The sequence below is a fragment of the Ensifer sp. ZNC0028 genome (genome assembly GCF_000799055.1).
GTDB lineage: Bacteria > Pseudomonadota > Alphaproteobacteria > Rhizobiales > Rhizobiaceae > Ensifer.
This window is the reverse complement of the sequence record NZ_JTLA01000120.1, coordinates 1-16,745: the sequence shown is the minus strand read 5'-3', so window position 1 is coordinate 16,745 and position 16,745 is coordinate 1. Positions and strand designations below refer to the sequence as shown.

Below are 16,745 nucleotides of genomic sequence, written 5' to 3'. Positions count from 1 at the left end.
CGTTGTTGCCGCGGCCGCCGCGGCCCTTGGCCGGACGCGCCTGGTCGGCCGGAGCCTCGCCGCTGGCAACGGCAATGTTGATGCCCATCAGCTTCTCGATGTCGCGCAGCAGGCGGATTTCGTCCGGCGCGCAGAAGGCGATGGCGATGCCGTCGCGGCCGGCGCGCGCGGTGCGGCCGATGCGGTGAACATAGGCATCCGGCACTTCCGGCAGGTCGTAGTTGTAGACGTGGGTAACGCCGGGAATGTCGATGCCGCGGGCAGCGACGTCGGTTGCGACCAGCACGCGGATTTCGCCGTCACGGAAGGCCTTGAGCGCGCGCTCGCGCTGGCCCTGGCTCTTGTTGCCGTGGATCGAGGCGGCCTTGAAGCCGACGTGGTCGAGATGCTTCATCAGCTTCTCGGCGCCGTGCTTGGTGCGGCTGAAGATCAGCGACAGGCCGTCCGGGTTGTCGGTCAGCGACTTCTTGAGGATCTGCGTCTTCAGGTCCTTGCCGGGCACGAAGTGCACGTACTGTTCGACCTTGTCGGCAGCCTTGCCCGGAGGCGTGACTTCGACCTTGACCGGGTTGGTCAGGTACTCGCCGGCGAGCTCGGCGATCTGCTTCGGCATGGTGGCCGAGAAGAGCAGCGTCTGGCGGTTCTTCGGCACCAGCTTGGAGATCTTGCGCAGGTCGTGGATGAAGCCGAGGTCGAGCATCTGGTCGGCCTCGTCAAGCACCAGGTAGCGGCCCTGCGTCAGCGTCACGGCCTTGCGGGCGACGAGGTCGAGCAGGCGGCCGGGGGTGGCGACCAGGATGTCGACGCCGCGGGCAAGCTGCTCGGTCTGCTTGTTGATCGAAACGCCGCCGACGACGACGCCGACCTTGATCGGCGACTTCTTCACGAACAGCTTGAGGTTGGCGGCGATCTGGTTGACCAGTTCACGGGTCGGTGCCAGCACCAGCGCGCGGATGTTGCGCGGATCGGGACGCCGGCTTTCGGCGACCAGCTTTTCGATCATCGGCAGGCCGAAGGCAGCGGTCTTGCCGGTGCCGGTCTGGGCGAGGCCGATGAGATCGTTGCCCTTCAGCACCAGCGGAATGGCCTGTGCCTGGATCGGGGTCGGCTTTTCGAAGCCGTTGGCAGACAGGGTTTCCAGAATGTGCTCGGAGAGGCCGAGATCTTTAAAGGTGGACAAATGCATATACCTTTTGGGGGCGCCAAACGCATTCGCCGGAACCGCGTTGTTGCTGTTCCGGTGTCGTTCGGCGTCAAGAACCCCGCGTGAATTGGGAACTTGTGGGTTGAATTAAGTCGTCAAGCGCCTGTGCTGTGCCGCCTATTGCGGTGATATGTGCGCTATCCTTCTTCACGGCTTTCTATGTCTGCCGAGGGCGCGCTCACGCGGCGGCCGGAAGGTGACGCTGGGCACCATGTCGTTGGTTTGGACGAAAAAGTCAAGGTCCATCTTTTCGCAGGTGCGAAATGAGATCTACTCAAGCGCGAGATCGAAGCCCGCTTCGGCTGCTTCCTGGCCGTTGACGAGGATGACGATCCGGTGTGCGCCGGGGTAGTATTTGCGGGTGGTGATCGGCCGGATCGCATGGCGTTTCTCGATCTCGATCGAGGCGCCGGGGGCAAGCGTCGCCGACGTCCACTTGAACACTTTCGGCGAGGTTGCGCCGTTTGCCTTGCGGTGGTGCACGGCGTAGTCGATCATCACTTTCTGGCTCGTCTAGGCGTCATGGCTGACGGCGAGACGCAGGCCGAGACTTTCGCCGAGCACGATGTCCGAACGATCGAGCGAAAAGCGGGCATTGATGCCTGCCGGGGGCGCAAAACCGAAATTGCCGAGCGCGTCCGCGTGGCCCTGCTTCAAAAGCGTGCGCGAGGCGTGGCGTAGAAGCTGGCGGCGCTCCGGCGATGCGTCGCCGATATGCTCGGCGACGAAAGCGGCCACCAGGTCGGGATGGTCCTTGGCGATGTCGTTGAGGCTGTTGGCAACCGAGCGGCGCACATAGTCCTCGGGGTCGTCGAGGAGGGCCGTCAGGATCGGCAGGATCGGCTGCGGATCGCGAATGAGCTGCGGCAGCCGCATCGCCCAGGGCAGGCGCGGGCGGGTGCCTTCGCTCGCCAATCGACGGACGTGATGGTTGGGGTCCTTCGTCCAGCCGCGGATCGTCGCAAGGGCGCGCTCCTGATCACGATCGATGAAGACGCGGATGCCGAACTCGGCTGTGAAATGCGGCGTCAGCGCGCGCAGCAGCGACAGCGAAAGGTCGAAGTCGTCGAGGCCGCGCAAGGCGACGTACTGGCTGACGGGCAGCAGCGACCAGCCGCTGATGCCCTCGGCGCCGTCGCGGGGAAGGCAGGCGCCGAGGATGGCGGCCGCCTCCGGAAATGCCTGCGGCAGCGTCTCGACCAGCGCGTCGCGGATCTGCAGCGACCGCTGCATCAGCTCCAGCGCCTCCAGGCCTTCACCCGCAAGCACCATGAACTTCCTGCGATCGAAGGTTCCCGCATTACGCCCGAGCGCATCGGCGATGGCGACGACGACACCGGGGTGCAGCAGGTTCTTCAGTGGTTCGGCCATCGCTCAGGCAATCCTTTGTTCGTCTAATTCCGGGTCGGTCAGATCCGCTGGCCGCCACTAAAATGCTGCACCAGCATTACCGCGCTGATGGTGGCTGCGTAAGGTGCGAACTCAGGGTCGACCCGGACGCGCTCGCCGGCCGATTTCGCAGCCTCCAGCGTTTCCCATTCGACCAGGTCGGCGAACATGCCCGAAGTCTCGCAGGAATCGACAGCGCGCCAGGAGACGAAGCCCGGATAGCGTGAAACCGCCTGCATGGCGCGCTGGCGCGTGGCCGTCGCGGCCGGCCTGTCGGTGACGATGCAGACGGCAAGTTCGAGGATGTGATCGCTGGTCATGAGGATGCTCCCTGTGAGTTGTCGCTTGATTTAACACAGGGCAACTGACAGCCTTATGGCCATTGCCGACGGCGGCGTGCTTGTGGACAAGCCAGGCGCGCGGTAGCCCTTTGATACGTCAACGACGCCTTGCCGTTGGGAGGCCAGACATGAGACCCGCCGACCGGCTGTTTCGCATCATTCAGCTCCTGCGCGCGAGCGGCCGGGTGATGACGGCGCGCGAGATCGCCGAGAAGATGGAGGTCGCCCAGCGCACCATCTATCGCGACATGGAGCACCTGATCGCCTCAGGCGCGCCGATCGACGGCGAGCGCGGCGTCGGCTATCTCCTGCGCGGCGCCTTCGATGCGCCGCCGCTTGCCTTTACCTTCGAGCAGCTGGAAGCGCTCGCCTTCGGCGCGCGGGCGGTGCAGATGCTCGGCGACGGCAGGCTCGCCCAAGCGGCGCGCGAGGCGATGGAGAAAATCGCCCATGGTCTGCCGCCCGAACATCGACAACGGCTGACGGCAGCACCGCTTCGCGCATTCCGCTCGTCGCTCCAGCCGGAACCGCCGGCGCTGCTCGGCGAGATCCGCCTGGCGATCGCCGGTCGCCGCAAGCTTCGCCTGGCCTATGACAGCCTCAAGGACGAACATTCCGAGCGCATCATCTGGCCGCTGGGCTTGAGCGTCTTCGGGCATTTCTGGCTGCTGACGGGCTGGTGCGAACTGAGGTCGGATTTCCGCGATTTCCGGGTCGACAGGATCAGCGCGCTTCACGTCCAGCGCGAACGCTATGAGGTGATGCCGGAGCGCAGCTTCGAAGCCTATATCGCGCGGATGTGACCGGCGCACCCGGCGAAACAATTAGCATCGTCACCACCTTCCGATGGAACCGGATCGCCGCTCGTTCGTTTCCTTTACAGGGTCTTCATGACCCTTCGCGATCCACACCTTTCACTGGGAGACAATCGTGCAGAACCGGACTTGGATACTGGCCGCGGATGGCAACACCGCGCGCATCGTCAAGGGCGTGAACCTGTTGAAGGAAGAGCGCCAGCGGCCGGAGGAGGAGACCTTTCACACCGAACCGAAGCGCGTTCAGGACATCATGGCCGACAAGCCGGGCCGATCGCATTCGTCCGTCGGACACGGCCGCTCGGCCATGGAATACAAGAGCGATCCTGTTCGCGAGGAGCAGCAGCGCTTTGTTGCTGATGTGGCCGGAAGGCTCGAAAGCTATGCCGCCAACCAGGCCTTCGACAGCCTAGTGATCTGTGCGGCACCCCGGACGCTTGGCGATCTCCGCAAGCAGCTTTCCGCCCATGTCCGCGAGCGGACAGTCGCCGAGATCGACCGCAATTGCGTGGCTGCCACCACCGAGCAATTGATCGCAACGGCACGGGCCGCAGTGTTCCCTTAAGGCTCGGTCGCAGCCGGGCTTCGTAGCGCCTTCCGGTATACCCAAGGCGTCCCGTCAGAAATCGGTCGGGACGCCGCCTTCCGCCTTGCGCTTGGCGACAAAGGCATCGAGTTCCTCCTCGATCGCGGGATCGAGCGGGGGGCGCTCATAGTCGTTGAGCTTCTGTTTGAAGATCCGGTTGGCATGGTCGTAGGTGGTCGGTCGCCCGGCTTCGGCCCAGGTCTCGAAGTTGCGCCAGTCCGACAGGATCGGTGAATAGAAGGCGGTCTCGTAGCGCTGCAGCGTGTGCAGCGTGCCGAAGTAATGGCCGCCGGGACCAACATCGCGCACGGCGTCGAGCCCGAGCGCATCCTCGCTGACATCGAGCGGGGTCAGGTATTCCGCCACCATCTGCAGCATGTCGACGTCGAGGATGAATTTCTCGAAGGAGGCCGTGAGCCCGCCTTCGGTCCAACCGGCGGCGTGCATGACGAAGTTGCCGCCCCCTTGCGTCAACGCCCAGAGCGACATGGCGGATTCGTAAGCCGCTTGAGCGTCCAGCGTATTGGCGGCGTTGGTGTTCGAGGTGCGGTAGGGGATGTTGTAGCGGCGGGCGAGCTGGCCGCCGGCGACCACCGCCTTCATGTATTCCGGCGTGCCGAAGGCGGGTGCGCCGGTCTTCATGTCGACATTGGAGGTGAAGCCGCCATACATGACTGGCGCCCCGCGCCGGACCATCTGGGTAAAGGCGATGCCGCAGAGCGCCTCGGCGTTCTGCTGCACCAGCGCACCGGCGATCGTCACCGGCGCCATGGCGCCGGCGAGCGTGAACGGCGTGACCACGACCACCTGGTTGCGCGAGGACATCTCGATGATGCCCTGCAGCATCGGCCCGTCGAGGCGCAGCGGCGAGGAGGTGTTGATGATGGTGAAGAGCGAGGGCTCGCGTTCCATCTGCTCCATCGAGATGCCGCGGCCAATGCGGGCGATCTCGATGCCGTCGGTGTTGCGCTGCTTGCCGAGGGAATAGACGTGGAACACCTTGTCGGTGAGCTTCACCATGTCGGAGAGGCAATCGAGGTGGCGCACCGAGGCATGGATGTCGACCGGCTCGACCGGATAGCCGCCGGTCGTGTGGACGATGTCATAGGATTGCGCGAGCTTCACCAGCTTGCGGTAATCCTCCTGATTGCCGGTGCGCCGGCCGCCGTCCCGGTCGGCGACGAAGGGGGCGCTGGCGATCTGGGCGAAGACGAGATTGTTGCCGCCGATCGCGACATTGCGGGCCGGGTTGCGGGCATGCATGGTGAAGGCTGGCGGTACCGAGGCGATCATGTCCAGGATCAGCCCGCGGTCGAAGCGCACCCGGTCGGTGCCGGGTGTCACGTCGGCGCCGGCAGCCTTCATCCGCTCGCGCGCCTCCGGCAGGATGACGTCCATGCCGATCTCTTCGAGGATCGTCAGCGACGCCTCATGCACCGATTCAAGCGCATCATCCGAAAGGACGGTGGATTTCGCCAGCGTATTGACAAGATTGAGATATTTTCCGCCGGGGGATCTGCGCACACGCTCGACACTGCGCCCGCCCGGGCGGCGTCGGCGCTCCAGCGGCGTCGAGGCTGCGTCGCCGGTTGCTGCATCGGGAAACTGATCGTCGTTCATGAAAGACCCACCGTGTTGCCGATGGGGAGTGTGTCGCAGATTCGAAGCGGCGATGGCCCGCCATTTGCGACAGTTCAGTTCTCTTGTGGAGTAAATCGCTTGCCCTGACGCATTTCTGCAGCCGGATGGCGCAATCGCTCAAGACACGTTTAACGGGGACGAGCGCTAGGCTCGGTCGCCCCGCAACATCTCGCGCTTGCCGGCAAAACCCTTGCGCTTTTCGACGGCAAAGCCCGCGGCCTGCAAATTGCGGCGGACGAAACCGGCAGCGGCATAGGTGGCGAAACTGCCGCCGTGCGTGGTCGTTTCGAAGACCAGCCGCATCAGATCCTCTGACCACATGTCGGGATTGCGCGACGGCGCAAAGCCGTCGAGATACCAGGCGTCGAACGGTTGTTCCGCGCGTGCGACGCCCTCGAGTGCCGGACCGCAGACGACCGTGAGGCTGACGCCGTCGCCGAAGTCGATCCGGACGTCGCCATCGGGCTCGGCCGGCCAGCGCGAGGCCAGCGCCTGGCGCTCTGTGTCGATCTCCGGCCAATGGCCAAGCGCGCGCGAAATCTCTTCTGCCGCCATCGGGAAACGTTCGAAGGACACGAACTGCAGCCGGTCGCCGGCGGTCGCGGTCATCTTCCACTGACGCCAGGTTTCGCAGAAATTGAGGCCGGTGCCGAAGCCGAGTTCGCCGATGCGGAAGGTGCCTGCACCGACCCAGCGATCGGGCAGGCCGTTGCCCGACAGGAAGACGTGGCCGCACTCCAGCCGCCCGTCGGTGCGGCAATAAAAGTGATCGCCAAACTCCCGGGAATAGGGCATATCGCCCTCGTGCCAATCAAGGTTCTGGTGCGCCGGGGGCTCGATCGGGTCTGCGGATCCTGTCATGGCCAAGGCGATAATCCGCCGGCCGGAGAAGGTCAATCGATGAGCGAGCTTTTGGTCGTCGGCGGCGGCATCATGGGGCTGTGGGCCGCGCTTGGCGCCGCGCGCAGGGGCATGACCGTGCGGCTCGTCGAGCAGCAGGCGATCGGCGCTGGCGCCAGCGGTGGCCTTTTGGGCGCGCTCATGCCGCATATGCCCGATCGCTGGAACGACAAGAAGCAGTTCCAGTTCGACGCACTCGTGGCGATCGAAGAAGAGATCGCGGCGATCGAGGCGGAGACGGGGGGGTCGACCGGCTATCGGCGGACGGGCCGCTTGATCCCGCTCGCCAAGCCTCACCTGCGCGACATCGCCCTTCGGCACGAGCAGGATGCACTGAGCCACTGGCGGGCGGCCGACAGGCAGTTCCACTGGCACGTGAAGGACGAGGGGCCTGAGGGCTGGCCAGGCGCCGAGGCAGCAGCGCACGGCATGGTCTTCGATACGCTCGCCGCGCGCGTCTCGCCGCGTCGCATGCTTGCGGCCCTCCGCACGGCCCTCCTGCAGGCACCGAACGCCTATATAGACGAACGCCGGGGCGTGCGCCGGATCGAGCCGGCACACGGTTGGGCGGAACTCGACGACGGCACCCGGATCGGTTTCGAGCATTGCATCATCGCCGCCGGTGTCGGCAGTTTTCAATTGATCGACGACGTGTCAGCGCCGCTGGCGGAAACGAGCGGCACGGCGGTCAAGGGCCAGGCGGCACTGCTGCGGGCGGAGATTGACCCGGCACTTCCGGTGATTTTCGCCGACGGCGTCTACATCATCGCCCATGACGACGGCCATGTGGCGGTCGGCAGCACCAGCGAAAACAGTTTTGCCGATCCCCTGTCGACGGACGCACAGCTCGATGAACTGCTTCGGCGCGCCGTGGCGCTTGCGCCGCGCCTGGCAGAGGCCGAGGTGGTGGAGCGATGGGCGGGGGTGCGTCCGAAGGCGACGGGGCGCGAGCCGATGGTCGGCCGGCATCCGGACCATTCGAATGTTTCGGTCCTGACCGGCGGCTTCAAGGTGAGCTTCGGCATTGCGCATCGACTGGCGCGTTTCGTCATGGACGAGATCGCCGGTTCTCCGACGATCGATATTCCCGATTCCTTCTTCTGCCGGAATCACATAGCCGCACTTCGCGACAAAAGCCTTTAGCCCCGGACATGCGAAAGGCCCCGCCGGCGGCGGGACCCGAGAGATCGAAAGTCAGGCATTACATCCAGTAGGGCGGCACGCCGTAGTAGTCATAGACACGGCGGCCGTTTTCCGCGTTCCAGTCGTACTCGTCGGTGCCGTGATATTTCGGCGCGTTTTCGACCTGATCGCGAGTCACATCAGTGCGATAGCCGCCGAGCTTCTCGTCATAGGTCAGCTTTGCCCAGGGTAGCGGATAGTGGTCTTCGCCGAGGCCGAGAAAGCCGCCGAATCCGAGCACCGCATAGGCGACGCGCCCGCTGCACTTCTCGATGATCACGCGCTCGATCGAGCCGATGTGTTTGTCGTCGGGGCCGTAGACCCTCGTGCCTTCAACCTTGTCGCTCGCGATCAGGTCGTGGGTCTCCTTGATCCGGGCGTCCTGAAGGTTCGCATTGTGATAGGTCACGCTTCTTCTCCATCCTTGTTTTCCTACCATTGCGGAACGGGCGATCGGCCGGATGGTTCCGAAAAACCAACGGCGACGTTTGGGCCGGCGCTGCACTCATCCCCGGCCGACTTCGTCAATCTGTCACGCAAATCACCTAAGACGCGGCCATTGGACAAGTCGGGGTGAGGGCGGAAAACCGCATGCTTTTGCTCATCCCGCGCTGAGGAATACCCGGAGCCAGCCGATGCGCTATGCCATTTGTTTTACGCCGCCGATGGCCGACCCGCTTTCCGCGACCGCTGCAAGCTGGCTGGGGCGCAACGTCTATTCCGGCGACCCCACGGAATTGCCGTCGGTCGCGGGCTTGAGCGCCGCAGATGTCGCCTATCACACGGCGGTACCCCGCCGCTTCGGCTTTCACGCGGTGATGATGTCGCCGTTCCGCCTGCATCCCGATATGACGGAATCGAAGCTTCTGAAGGCGCTGATGCATTTTGCCGGCGCCCAGACCCCGTTCGAAATCGATCGCCTGGAGGTTGCTCGTATCGGTCGATGCTTCGGGCTGATGCCGCAGGTGCCGAGTACGGCCATGCATCTGCTTGCGGCCAACGTCGTCCAGGAGTTCGACGCCTTCCGCGCGCCGCTCAGCGAAGACGAGATCGAGCGTTCCGATCCGGACCGACTGACCGCGCCGCAGTTTTCCAACCTGTACCGTTGGGGCGATCCGCATGTGATGGACGAGTACCGCTTCCACATGATGCTGACCGGCCCGCTTGCACCAGACGCGATGCGGCGGGTCGAGGCACCACTGCGCGACCTCTTCGAGCCCTGCCTATCAAAACCGCTTTCGATCGGCAGCCTTGCGCTGTTTGTCGAACAGGAGACGGGGGCACCCATGCGGGTGCATTCGCAGCACCCGCTCGGCAAGATCTCGACGAACACGCGCGCCGAGCGGGCAAAGCGCGCCGCCGATCCGTCGCTGGCGCCGCAAGGCGCGGTTCGGCCGCTGCCGCTGATCGTCGCTGCGCTGATGGCGCAGCGCTAACCGGAAACGCACACGGGCGGATCTGCAAACAGCAGCGCTTTCGGATAGGGCAGACCGAGGGGCGGCATGTCCGAGAGCGCGAAGTAGCGCAGCGACTTCGTTTCGCCGTCGCTGATCGGCTGCTGGGAACCGACGATCCGGCATCGATAGAGCGTAACCACATATTCGACGCGGTCGGCGTTCGGGTAGGTGTAGCGAAACGCTTCTCCGCCGAAGACGCCCAGTATCCGCTCGACCGAGACCGGATAGCCGGTTTCCTCCATGACCTCGCGAAGGATCGCATCGACAGGCGTTTCGCCCGGCTCGATGGCGCCGGCCGGCAGGCTCCAGCCTTCGCCGCTTGCTTTCTCCTGCAACAGGATCCTGCCATCGGGATCGAGAATGACGGCCGCCACCGACGGGCAGAGAAGCAGGCCGGAACCGACTTTTTCGCGAAGCGCTTGAATGTAGGATTTCATCTCGATGCGGGCCGTTGTCCTTGCCAATCCATTCAACGCGGTTTCGGAAAATCGCTCAACCTCGGCCTGAACGGAATTTTTCTGGTGATTTCCGTCAGGGCCATGGTGCTGCCGCTGCCCCGCTTCCCGTCATTTCGGTATCGACAATCCGGTCGGCGGTGATACCGTTCCTAAAAATTCGAAGGGTGATTTGATGTCTGAGACTAAGTATCCGCGCGACCTCGTTGGCTACGGCCGCAATCCGCCGAAGGCAAACTGGCCGGGCGATGCGCGCATCGCCGTGCAGTTCGTGCTGAACTACGAAGAGGGCGGCGAAAGCTGCATTCTCGATGGCGACCCGGCGTCCGAATGCCTGCTGTCGGAGATCGTCGGCGCACAGCCCTGGGCTGGCCAGCGCAACCTCAACATGGAATCGATCTACGAGTATGGCGCCCGTTCCGGCTTCTGGCGGCTGTGGCGCATGTTCACCAGCCGCAACGTGCCGCTGACCGTCTATGGCGTGACGCAGGCCATGGCGCGCAATCCGGAAGCGGTTGAGGCCATGAAGGAAGCCGGCTGGGAAATCGCCAGCCACGGTCTGCGCTGGCTGGAATACAAGGACGTGCCGGAAGACGTCGAGCGCGAGCATATCCGCGAGGTCGTCCGCCTGCACACCGAACTCACCGGCGAGCGCCCGCTCGGCATCTACCAGGGCAAGCCTTCGGCCAATACGCTGAAGCTGGTGCTGGAGGAGGGCGGCTTCCTCTACTCCTGCGACAGCTATGCCGACGAGCTGCCCTACTGGGTGCCGGGTCTTTCGCCCGACAAGCCGCACCTGATCATCCCCTATACGCTCGACGCCAACGACATGCGCTTTGCGACGCCGCAGGGCTTCAACAGCGGCGACCAGTTCTTCAGCTATCTCAAGGACACCTTCGACGTGCTCTACGAGGAAGGCCGCCAGGGCGACGCCAAGATGATGAACATCGGGCTTCACTGCCGGCTCGTCGGCCGCCCGGGCCGCGCCGCCGCTCTTGCCCGCTTCATCGACTACGTGATGTCGCACGACAAGGTCTGGGTACCGCGTCGCATCGACATCGCCAACCACTGGTACCAGTACCACAAGCCGGAAGGGGCGCTCTGATGACCGACCGTGATGCCTTCGTTGCCCGTTTCGGTGGCGTGTTCGAGCACTCGCCCTGGGTTGCCGAACGCGCCTACGACCGAGCCGCGGCGACGGGGCTGACGGCGGGCACGGTGCACTCAGCGCTTTGCCAGGCCTTTCGCACGGCGCTGCCGCGCGAGAAGATGCAGGTGCTGCGCGCGCACCCCGATCTTGCCGGCAAGCTGGCGATCGCCGGCAAGCTGACGGCGGATTCGACGGCGGAACAGGCATCCGCTGGCCTCGACCGGTTGACGCCAGAGGAGCATCAGCGCTTCACCGGGCTCAACGATGTCTACACGAAGAAATTCGGCTTCCCCTTCATCATCGCGGTGAAGGGGCTGACCAAGGCGCAAATTCTTGCCTCCTTCGAAAGCCGCATTGACAATTCGCCCGAAGAGGAATTTGAAACCGCTTGCGCACAGGTCGAGAAAATCGCCCGCCTGCGCCTGCAGTCGATGCTTCCTGGAGACGAAAATGCCTGACAAAACCGTTCGATGCCTGTCCCCGCTCATGAGGAGGGCGCTCGAACTGGATCGGACATCCGCAAGCGCCAAGTCTTCTTGCGAGGTCTCCGCATAATGTCGCGCCTGCTTACGATCGAACCGCTGACACGCGACGCCTTCGCCCCGTTCGGAACCGTCATCGAAGCCGATCCGGCAACGATGCGCTACATCAACGGCGGCAATACCGAACGCTTCCACGGGTTGGCGCGCGCCGATGTCGTCGGCGAGGGCGCCAACGTCATCATCAACATTTTTCGCGGCCAACCGCGGGCTTTCCCCTATTCGGTGACGATGATGGAGCGGCACCCGCTTGGCAGCCAGAGCTTTTCGCCGCTCGACGACCGTCCCTGGCTGGTCATCGTCGCTGAAGACGAAGGCGGTCGTCCGGGTGCACCGCGGGTGTTTCAGGCCAATGGCCGGCAAGGCGTCAACTACGGCCGTAATGTCTGGCATCACCCGCTGATGTCCATCGGCGCCGTCAGCGATTTCCTCATCGTCGACCGCGAAGGGCCGGGCAACAATCTCGAGGAGTTCTTCTATGAGGTACCCTTCGTCATAGAGAGTGCGATCTAGCGACTGATGAAAAATGCGGACGTTCTTTCGTCCGCCTCCCGTACCCGTTTATGAAGGAGTATGAGATGAGCAGCACCGGCCGCCTGACGACCCATGTTCTCGACACCGCACTCGGCAAGCCGGCCGAGGGTCTCCGCATCGATCTCTATTGGCTGGAAGGCGAGGAGCGGCAGCTGATCCGCACCGTCCACACCAACAGCGACGGCCGCGTCGACGGCCCGATGGTCGAAGGCATCGGCTTCATGGCTGGCAATTACGAGCTGGTGTTCCATGCCGGCGACTATTTGCGCCGGTCAGGCGTGACACTGCCGGAGCCGGCCTTCCTTGATCGCATCCCCTTGCGCTTTGGCATCGCCGATCCGGCGAGCCACTATCATGTGCCGCTGCTGCTTTCGCCCTATGGGTACTCGACCTACCGGGGGAGTTGAGGCGTCCACCAGACGCCACATGCCTTAAGGCGCCGGATCTCTCAAAGGGTCATCCTCGGGCTTGACCCGAGGATCCATACGTCACTTGAGGCTTTGGATGCTCGGGTCGAGCCCGAGCATGACAAGAGCGTGGGAGGTGCGCCGTCTCACTCCGCCAGGATGCTACGATCGACGTCGTTGATGTCGCGCTTGCCGCAGAGGGCCATGGTGATGTCCATCTCCTTGCGGATGATCTCCAGCGCCTTGGTGACACCGTCCTTGCCCATGGCGCCGAGGCCATAGAGGAAGGGGCGGCCGATATAGGTGCCCTTGGCGCCCATGGCGACGGCCTTCAGCACGTCCTGGCCAGAGCGGATGCCGCCGTCGACATGCACCTCGATCTGGTGGCCGACGGCATCGACGATGCGTGGCAGCATGCTGATCGAAGAATGGGCGCCGTCGAGTTGCCGGCCGCCATGGTTGGAGACGATGATCGCGTCAGCGCCGGTGGCGGCTGCCATCTTCGCGTCTTCCGGATCGAGGATGCCCTTGAGGATCAGCGGCCCGCCCCAACGCTCCTTGATCCAGGCGACATCCTTCCACGACAGCTGCGGGTCGAACTGTTCCGTCGTCCAGGCGCCGAGCGAGGAAAGGTCGGTGACGCTCTTGGCGTGGCCGACGATGTTGCGGAAGGTGCGGCGCTTGGTGCCGAGCATCTTCATGCACCAGCCGGGACGTGTGGCCATCTGCCAGAGGTGCTTCGGCGTCATCTTCGGCGGCGCGGAAAGGCCGTTCCTCAGGTCCTTATGACGCTGGCCGAGGATCTGCAGGTCGAGCGTCAGCACCAGCGCCGAGCACTTGGCGGCCTTGGCGCGGTCGATGAGGTTGAGCACGAATTCGCGTTCGCGCATGACGTAGAGCTGGAACCAGAAGGGTTTGGTCGTCACCGAGGCGACGTCCTCGATCGAGCAGATGCTCATGGTCGAGAGCGTGAAGGGCACGCCGAAGGCTTCCGCCGCCTGGGCGGCCAGCATCTCGCCGTCGGCGTGCTGCATGCCGGTGAGGCCGGTCGGGGCAAGCGCCACCGGCATCGACACCTTCTGCCCGATCATCGTCGTTTCGAGCGAGCGGTTTGTCATGTCGACCAGCACGCGCTGGCGCAGCTTGACCTTGGCGAAATCCTCCTCATTGGCGCGATAGGTGCCCTCGGTCCAGGCGCCGCTGTCGGCGTAGTCGAAGAAGAGTTTCGGCACCCGGCGCTTGGCGAGCGCCTTGAGGTCGCTGATTTCGAGGATTTGCGTCATGGGAACGGCCTTCGTCCAACGGAGATTGAACGAGCCATTACCATGTTTGCCGGAGGCTTGTTAATAGCCAGAACGCAGAGAGGTCAATTTTCTTGACCTCTCTGCGTTTGGTTGGTCATGCAGCGGCAAGCGCCGATTTTGCCGGCTTGCCGGCGACATAGGTTTCGACGATCGACCGGTCGTCGCCCATGGTCTGCAGCAGGAAGAGCTCGTCGGCGAGCGAATTGACCACTTCGGCCCGAAGCGCCATCGCCGGCGTCGCCGCCATGTCGAGCACGATGAAATCCGCGTCGGTGCCGGCTTCGAGCGTGCCGATCCTGTCGGCGAGCGAGAGTGCCTCGGCATTGCCGCGGGTCATCATGAAGAAACTGTCGAAGGGGTTCAGCCGCTCGCCCTGCAACTGCAGGATCTTGTAGGCCTCGTCGAGCGTCTTCAGCATGGAGTAGCTGGTGCCGCCGCCGATGTCGGAGGCGACCGAAGTGCGCACCGGCTTGTCGCGGCGGCTAAGCGCGCGAAGCGGGAAGAGGCCGGAGCCGAGGAAGAGGTTGGAGGTCGGGCAAAAGACGGCGACCGAGCCGGTTTCGCTCATGACATCCGCCTCGCGCTCCGACAGATGGATGCAGTGGCCGAACAGGCTCTTGGGTCCGAGCAGGCCGTAGCGGGCGTAGACGTCGGTGTAATCGACGGCTTGCGGATAAAGTTCGCAGGTAAAGGCGATCTCGTCGCGGTTTTCCGAAAGATGGGTCTGCACATGCAGATCAGGGAATTCATGCACCAGCGATTTCGCGACGTCCATCTGCTCCGGCGTCGAGGTGATGGCGAAGCGCGGGGTGATGGCGACGTGGTTGCGGCCCTTGCCGTGCCAGTCGCGGATGACGGCGCGGGTCTCGTCGTAGCTCATCTCCGGCGTATCGAGCAGGCCTTGCGGGGCGTTGCGGTCCATCATCACCTTGCCGGCGACCATGCGCATGTCGCGCCTGAGCGCTTCGGCGAAGAAGGCGTCGGCGGACGCCTTGTGTACCGAGCAATAGGCGGTTGCGGTTGTCGTGCCGTGGCGGACCATCTCATCAAAGAAGCGCGTTGCGATCCGCTCTGCATGCGCGGTCTCGACGAAGCGGCATTCCTCCGGGAAGGTGTAGGTGTTGAGCCATTCCAACAGGTTGGCGGCATAGGAGGCCATCACCTGCATCTGCGGGAAATGCAGGTGCGTGTCGATGAAGCCGGGCACGATCAGGTGCGGGCGGTGATCGATTTCCGCCACATCCTGCGGAGCGCCGGCCTTCACCGCGGCGTAAGCGCCGCTCGCGACGATCTGCCCCCCCGCAACCAGCAAAGCTCCGTCGCTTTCGTAGCTGTAGGCGGCGCTGTCGTCGATCGACGTCGGCGCGCGGTGAAAGCTCAAGAGCCGGCCGCGGATGAGGGTGATCGTCATTGTGTCTTGCCTTCCTCGACGGCGCCTTCGAACCAGGCTGTCAGAAGCTGGCGCTCGTCCGTCGTCATGTCTGTCACGTTGCCGGGCGGCATCGCGTGGCTGCGCCCGGCCTGGATATAGATTTCGCGGGCATGGGCGGCAATCTCCGCATCGCTTTCGAGCACGACGCCCTTCGGCGCCTGGGTGATGCCCTCATAGACCGGTTCTGCCGCATGGCACATCGAACAGCGGGTCGAGACTGTGTCCTTGACGGCGGGGAAATGGGCATTGGCGGCGAAGCGCTTGAAGACCGGGGCCACCTCCGCCTTTTCGCCGCCGGTCAGCACCTTCGGCACGGTCGAGAGCCACATGATCGCGATGAAGAGAAGGGCGGTGACGAGCCAGGTCCAGGTTGGCTTGCCCTTGCGGGCGTGGGTGGTGTTGAACCAGTGTCGGATGGTGACGCCCATCAGGAAGACGAGTGCTGCGATGATCCAGTTGAATGCCGTCGCAAAGGCCAGCGGATAGTGGTTCGACAGCATGAAGAAGATGACCGGTAGGGTCAGGTAGTTGTTGTGCAGCGAGCGCTGCTTGGCCTGCGCGCCGAGCTTCGGATCGGGCGTGCGGCCGGCGATCAGGTCGGCGACGACGATCTTCTGGTTGGGAATGATGATGAAGAAAACGTTGGCCGACATGATCGTGGCGGTGAAGGCGCCGAGATGCAGGAAAGCTGCACGACCGGTAAAGACCTGGGTGTAGCCCCAGGCCATGGCGACGAGCGCCACATAGAGCAGCGCCATCAGCCCCCAGGTGTTCTTGCCGATCGGCGACTTGCAGAGGAGATCATAAAACAGCCAGCCGATGCCGAGCGAGGCGAGCGAAATCAGGATCGCCGTCGTTGCCGAGATGTCGAGCACGTGCCGGTCGATCAGGAAGAGGTCGGCGCCGCCATAGTAGACGACACAGAGCATGGCGAAGCCCGAGAGCCACGTCACATAGGATTCCCATTTGAACCAGGTGAGATGCTCGGGCATCGAGGCCGGCGCCACCAGGTATTTCTGGATGTGGTAGAATCCGCCGCCATGGACCTGCCACTCCTCGCCATAGGCGCCGACGGGCAGATGATCGCGCTTTACCAGACCCAGGTCGAGCGCGATGAAATAGAAGGATGAGCCGATCCAGGCGATGGCGGTGATGACGTGCAACCAGCGCACGGCAAAGGCCAGCCATTCCCAGGCGATGGCGAACTCGTACATTCAGATCCCCTTTGTCTCCGTTGCCTCACTTTGCGCATAAACCGCGGAGGGGAAAAGGGGCTTGCGCGCTCCTCAAACGCTATTTGCTTGCAGGAAGTTCGGCGCGCAAAGCTCGCCGAGGATCCAGTCGCGGAAAATCCGGATCTTTGGCGTGTTGCGGCGGGCGTGCGGATAGGCGAGCCAGTAGTCGCAGCC

17 protein-coding genes and 1 pseudogene are annotated in these 16,745 nt (G+C 63.9%); 8 read left to right on the top strand and 10 right to left on the bottom strand.

The features are described 5' to 3' along the window. The 3 genes and pseudogenes from L981_RS26975 to L981_RS26965 all read right to left on the bottom strand — a co-directional run. A partial coding sequence (locus L981_RS26975) for a DEAD/DEAH box helicase (RefSeq protein WP_043623705.1) occupies nt 1–1,180 on the bottom strand: 1,180 nt, incomplete at its 3' end. Nucleotides 1,181–1,474: 294 nt separating this feature from the next. Continuing rightward, nucleotides 1,475–2,575: pseudogene (locus L981_RS26970) on the bottom strand (DNA alkylation repair protein). 38 nt (nt 2,576–2,613) lie between these two features. Beyond that, complete coding sequence (locus L981_RS26965) at nt 2,614–2,913, bottom strand: hypothetical protein (protein ID WP_043623699.1); 300 nt, start codon at nt 2,911–2,913, stop codon at nt 2,614–2,616. A gap of 149 nt (nt 2,914–3,062) precedes the next feature. On the opposite strand from L981_RS26965, the gene L981_RS26960 reads away from it, so the two are divergent. Continuing rightward, nucleotides 3,063–3,737: a YafY family protein gene (locus L981_RS26960; protein ID WP_043623696.1), complete on the top strand. Its 675-nt coding sequence runs from the start codon at nt 3,063–3,065 to the stop codon at nt 3,735–3,737. 127 nt (nt 3,738–3,864) lie between these two features. Further along, nucleotides 3,865–4,314: a host attachment protein gene (locus L981_RS26955; RefSeq protein ID WP_043623693.1), complete on the top strand. Its 450-nt coding sequence runs from the start codon at nt 3,865–3,867 to the stop codon at nt 4,312–4,314. Between the two features lie 54 nt (nt 4,315–4,368). Here L981_RS26955 and L981_RS26950 read toward each other — a convergent pair whose 3' ends face one another. Continuing rightward, the gene (locus L981_RS26950) at nt 4,369–5,955 is read right to left on the bottom strand and encodes a trimethylamine methyltransferase family protein (protein WP_043623689.1); all 1,587 of its coding nucleotides are present in this window, start codon (nt 5,953–5,955) and stop codon (nt 4,369–4,371) included. 165 nt (nt 5,956–6,120) lie between these two features. Continuing rightward, nucleotides 6,121–6,837 (bottom strand): tRNA (5-methylaminomethyl-2-thiouridine)(34)-methyltransferase MnmD, encoded by a 717-nt coding sequence (mnmD, locus tag L981_RS26945; RefSeq protein WP_043623687.1) that lies wholly within the window; start codon nt 6,835–6,837, stop codon nt 6,121–6,123. A gap of 39 nt (nt 6,838–6,876) precedes the next feature. Here mnmD and L981_RS26940 point away from each other — a divergent pair, with 39 nt between their 5' ends. Then, nucleotides 6,877–8,019 carry an FAD-binding oxidoreductase gene (locus L981_RS26940; RefSeq protein ID WP_043623684.1) on the top strand — a complete coding sequence of 381 codons (1,143 nt, stop codon included), beginning with the start codon at nt 6,877–6,879 and terminating at the stop codon, nt 8,017–8,019. A 58-nt stretch (nt 8,020–8,077) separates the two neighbouring features. Here L981_RS26940 and L981_RS26935 read toward each other — a convergent pair whose 3' ends face one another. Next, nucleotides 8,078–8,467 (bottom strand): PRC-barrel domain-containing protein, encoded by a 390-nt coding sequence (locus L981_RS26935; protein WP_043623681.1) that lies wholly within the window; start codon nt 8,465–8,467, stop codon nt 8,078–8,080. Nucleotides 8,468–8,693: 226 nt separating this feature from the next. On the opposite strand from L981_RS26935, the gene L981_RS26930 reads away from it, so the two are divergent. Next, entirely contained in the window at nt 8,694–9,494 is an 801-nt protein-coding gene (locus L981_RS26930; protein WP_082006171.1) for a DUF1045 domain-containing protein, read from the top strand. Here the strand turns inward: L981_RS26930 and L981_RS26925 are convergent. Further along, nucleotides 9,491–9,979, bottom strand: coding sequence for an NUDIX domain-containing protein (locus L981_RS26925; RefSeq protein ID WP_245281727.1), 489 nt, complete (start codon nt 9,977–9,979; stop codon nt 9,491–9,493). The two genes, L981_RS26930 and L981_RS26925, sit on opposite strands and share 4 nt — an antisense overlap. Before the next feature lie 166 nt (nt 9,980–10,145). Here L981_RS26925 and puuE point away from each other — a divergent pair, with 166 nt between their 5' ends. The 4 genes from puuE to uraH all read left to right on the top strand — a co-directional run bounded on the left by puuE (nt 10,146) and on the right by uraH (nt 12,600). Next, the gene (gene puuE, locus L981_RS26920; protein ID WP_043623678.1) at nt 10,146–11,075 is read left to right on the top strand and encodes an allantoinase PuuE; all 930 of its coding nucleotides are present in this window, start codon (nt 10,146–10,148) and stop codon (nt 11,073–11,075) included. Beyond that, nucleotides 11,075–11,578 carry a 2-oxo-4-hydroxy-4-carboxy-5-ureidoimidazoline decarboxylase gene (gene uraD / locus L981_RS26915; RefSeq protein WP_043623675.1) on the top strand — a complete coding sequence of 168 codons (504 nt, stop codon included), beginning with the start codon at nt 11,075–11,077 and terminating at the stop codon, nt 11,576–11,578. Before puuE ends, uraD begins: the two co-directional genes overlap by 1 nt. A gap of 96 nt (nt 11,579–11,674) precedes the next feature. After that, nucleotides 11,675–12,172 carry an ureidoglycolate lyase gene (locus tag L981_RS26910; protein ID WP_043623672.1) on the top strand — a complete coding sequence of 166 codons (498 nt, stop codon included), beginning with the start codon at nt 11,675–11,677 and terminating at the stop codon, nt 12,170–12,172. A gap of 65 nt (nt 12,173–12,237) precedes the next feature. Further along, nucleotides 12,238–12,600 carry a hydroxyisourate hydrolase gene (gene uraH / locus L981_RS26905; protein ID WP_043623670.1) on the top strand — a complete coding sequence of 121 codons (363 nt, stop codon included), beginning with the start codon at nt 12,238–12,240 and terminating at the stop codon, nt 12,598–12,600. 146 nt (nt 12,601–12,746) lie between these two features. Here uraH and L981_RS26900 read toward each other — a convergent pair whose 3' ends face one another. The 3 genes from L981_RS26900 to puuD all read right to left on the bottom strand — a co-directional run bounded on the left by L981_RS26900 (nt 12,747) and on the right by puuD (nt 16,550). After that, on the bottom strand, nt 12,747–13,883 hold the full coding sequence (locus L981_RS26900) for an alpha-hydroxy acid oxidase (protein ID WP_043623667.1): 1,137 nt from the start codon (nt 13,881–13,883) through the stop codon (nt 12,747–12,749). 115 nt (nt 13,884–13,998) lie between these two features. Beyond that, nucleotides 13,999–15,315, bottom strand: a complete 1,317-nt coding sequence (gene guaD / locus L981_RS26895) for a guanine deaminase (RefSeq protein ID WP_043623664.1) — start codon at nt 15,313–15,315, stop codon at nt 13,999–14,001. Continuing rightward, nucleotides 15,312–16,550: a urate hydroxylase PuuD gene (gene puuD / locus L981_RS26890; RefSeq protein ID WP_043623661.1), complete on the bottom strand. Its 1,239-nt coding sequence runs from the start codon at nt 16,548–16,550 to the stop codon at nt 15,312–15,314. The genes guaD and puuD overlap by 4 nt, the downstream gene beginning before the upstream one ends. Nucleotides 16,551–16,745: the final 195 nt, after the last annotated feature.